Annotated in this window: 3 protein-coding genes and 1 pseudogene; 1 reads left to right on the top strand and 3 read right to left on the bottom strand. The window is 49.9% G+C overall.

Annotated features, from left to right (window positions below; genetic code table 11):
* Positions 1-64 precede the first annotated feature (64 nt).
* Positions 65-319 carry a hypothetical protein gene (locus RMO84_RS00550; protein WP_310486463.1) on the top strand — a complete coding sequence of 85 codons (255 nt, stop codon included), beginning with the start codon at positions 65-67 and terminating at the stop codon, positions 317-319.
* Positions 320-448: 129 nt separating this feature from the next.
* Here RMO84_RS00550 and RMO84_RS00545 read toward each other — a convergent pair whose 3' ends face one another.
* The 3 genes and pseudogenes from RMO84_RS00545 to RMO84_RS00535 all read right to left on the bottom strand — a co-directional run.
* Positions 449-928 carry a DUF4385 domain-containing protein gene (locus tag RMO84_RS00545; RefSeq protein ID WP_310486462.1) on the bottom strand — a complete coding sequence of 160 codons (480 nt, stop codon included), beginning with the start codon at positions 926-928 and terminating at the stop codon, positions 449-451.
* Between the two features lie 122 nt (positions 929-1,050).
* Positions 1,051-1,578 carry a DUF2231 domain-containing protein gene (locus tag RMO84_RS00540; RefSeq protein WP_310486460.1) on the bottom strand — a complete coding sequence of 176 codons (528 nt, stop codon included), beginning with the start codon at positions 1,576-1,578 and terminating at the stop codon, positions 1,051-1,053.
* 83 nt (positions 1,579-1,661) lie between these two features.
* Positions 1,662-1,847: pseudogene (locus tag RMO84_RS00535) on the bottom strand (DUF2993 domain-containing protein); the annotation flags it as partial.

Genomic DNA, 1,847 nt, shown 5'->3' with positions numbered 1-1,847 from the left:
TTCGTTTCTGAACCGCCCTCTAATAAATTTGCGGTGCGCGTAACTCCTGTCTTGTCTTGCTTCCATGGTCGGGGAACAAAGGCGGGAGCAAGCCGCTAACGGAGTGGCTGTGCCTACGGCAGGCTACGCCAACGCCACCTTCGGGTTTCCCGACGGTTTGCGGATGCGCTCGTCACGGAGGTTTCCTCCAGGTTTAGCGCACCAAGCAGCGGCGCATCGAACGGGAGGTTCCCTCCCGTTTGTGTGCGACAAGACAGAGGGGAGCCAGAGCCAGAGGCGAGGGCGGGGTGAGGGCAAAAGGCTGGCATTTTACATTTAATTTCGCCTAGCTACTTACACTAAGCAATAGTATTTTTAAACTGGTGCAAGATGTGAGCATAACAAAAGTAGGGGCGATTCATAAATTGCCCCTACTTTTGTTATTTCAATCGACGATCGACTTAATCCATCATGCTACTGCTTGCCGTTCGTGTCGATCGAGCAGTGCTAAATATTCGGGATCTAGTTTGGCCATTTGCCAGAATTCATAGAAGATTTGAGCAGATTCGGCTTTAATTGGATCTTCGACATTTGGCAGAATTAGTTTAGAATCTTTGGCATATTTGCGTCCCGATTTGTGATTGGCATAGCGACGCGTTGGCGAAGCCTCTCCCCTGGAGAATCGCGTGTAGCCCATCTGTAAAAACTTGCGTGCCATATCCATGCCCACAAAATCTTGTTGCGCCTGATATGCTAGGAATAGATCGTAAATCTTCTGGGCAGATTGACGGGCGATATCGGGAGTTTTGAATCGCCAATAGGGTAAAATCTCGCTCTTGTATGGTTGCACGAGTAGTACGCCTTGCTCGCCTTTGCCAACGCGATAGAGTTCTGGCTGCTGGCGAAAATCGATCGTTTTAAAATCGATCGTGTAGTCAAATTTTTTCATGTGAGCACGTTCGATAAGATCCCCGACTGTCTTGACTCGCTGAACCGTCGGGAAACCCGACGAGCGCGAGCCGCTTCTTCAAGAAGTCGGGGATCTGGTTGTACTGTTAACTAAATTTTCGATTAAGGCTCGTGTCTGCTGCTAGAGCCGATGACGGAGATTTTATGACGATAAATTAGTTCGGCACCGAACCAGCCAGTGATACCGAGCAATGAGGCAACAACGATCGAAATGATGATGCCTGTGGGGAGAATCGCACCTTCGACATTATCCCAGCGCAAATACCAGTTGCCGAAAGTTAATGCTAATGCGGTGACGTTGCCAGCCATGTGAATCCAGCCCGCACTATGCTTTTTGACACGATCGATTCTCACGAAGTCGAGCATGCCGGTTAAGGCTGCGACTAGTCCAGAGATAAAGCCAGCACCAATCAGCCAAATTGCTGCCCGCGCCCAGAAGTAATCTCCACTGAGCCAATAACCGATATCGGCTCCAGCCGCACCAGTTAGAAAAGCGATCGGGAATGTCACGATCAGGGGATGCAGGGGATGTTTGGCGATCGCGACTGTGCTGGGGACGCCGCTATCATGAAACTCGCGCTCGTCGCTTTCGATAAATGGGGGAATGCTAGGTGTCGGTGTTTGAGTCATAGGGAGTTGGGAGTAGGCAGTTGGGCGTGGGGAGCGGGGGAAGGAAGCAGATCGCCATGTAAATGCCGCGTCGTACTCGACATTTACATGGTGGGGAGTTTTTCGATTTGGCTGTGGGCGTGAATTACTAACTTTCCAGCTTGAGCTTCTAATTTATGCAACTTGAGGGTCATACCTGGAATGTCAAAGTTGCGTAAATCGAGTAAATTTGTTAATTGCTCGAAGATTACTGTCACCAGTTTGAGTGTCAAACCTTGACCTTCAGCTGC

Origin of the sequence: Chamaesiphon sp. VAR_69_metabat_338, from assembly GCF_031423935.1 — a bacterium.
In the GTDB taxonomy this organism is placed as follows: Bacteria; Cyanobacteriota; Cyanobacteriia; order Cyanobacteriales; family Chamaesiphonaceae; genus Chamaesiphon.
Note: the sequence above shows the minus strand (reverse complement) of the source record. Positions and strands in the feature narration are given on the sequence as shown.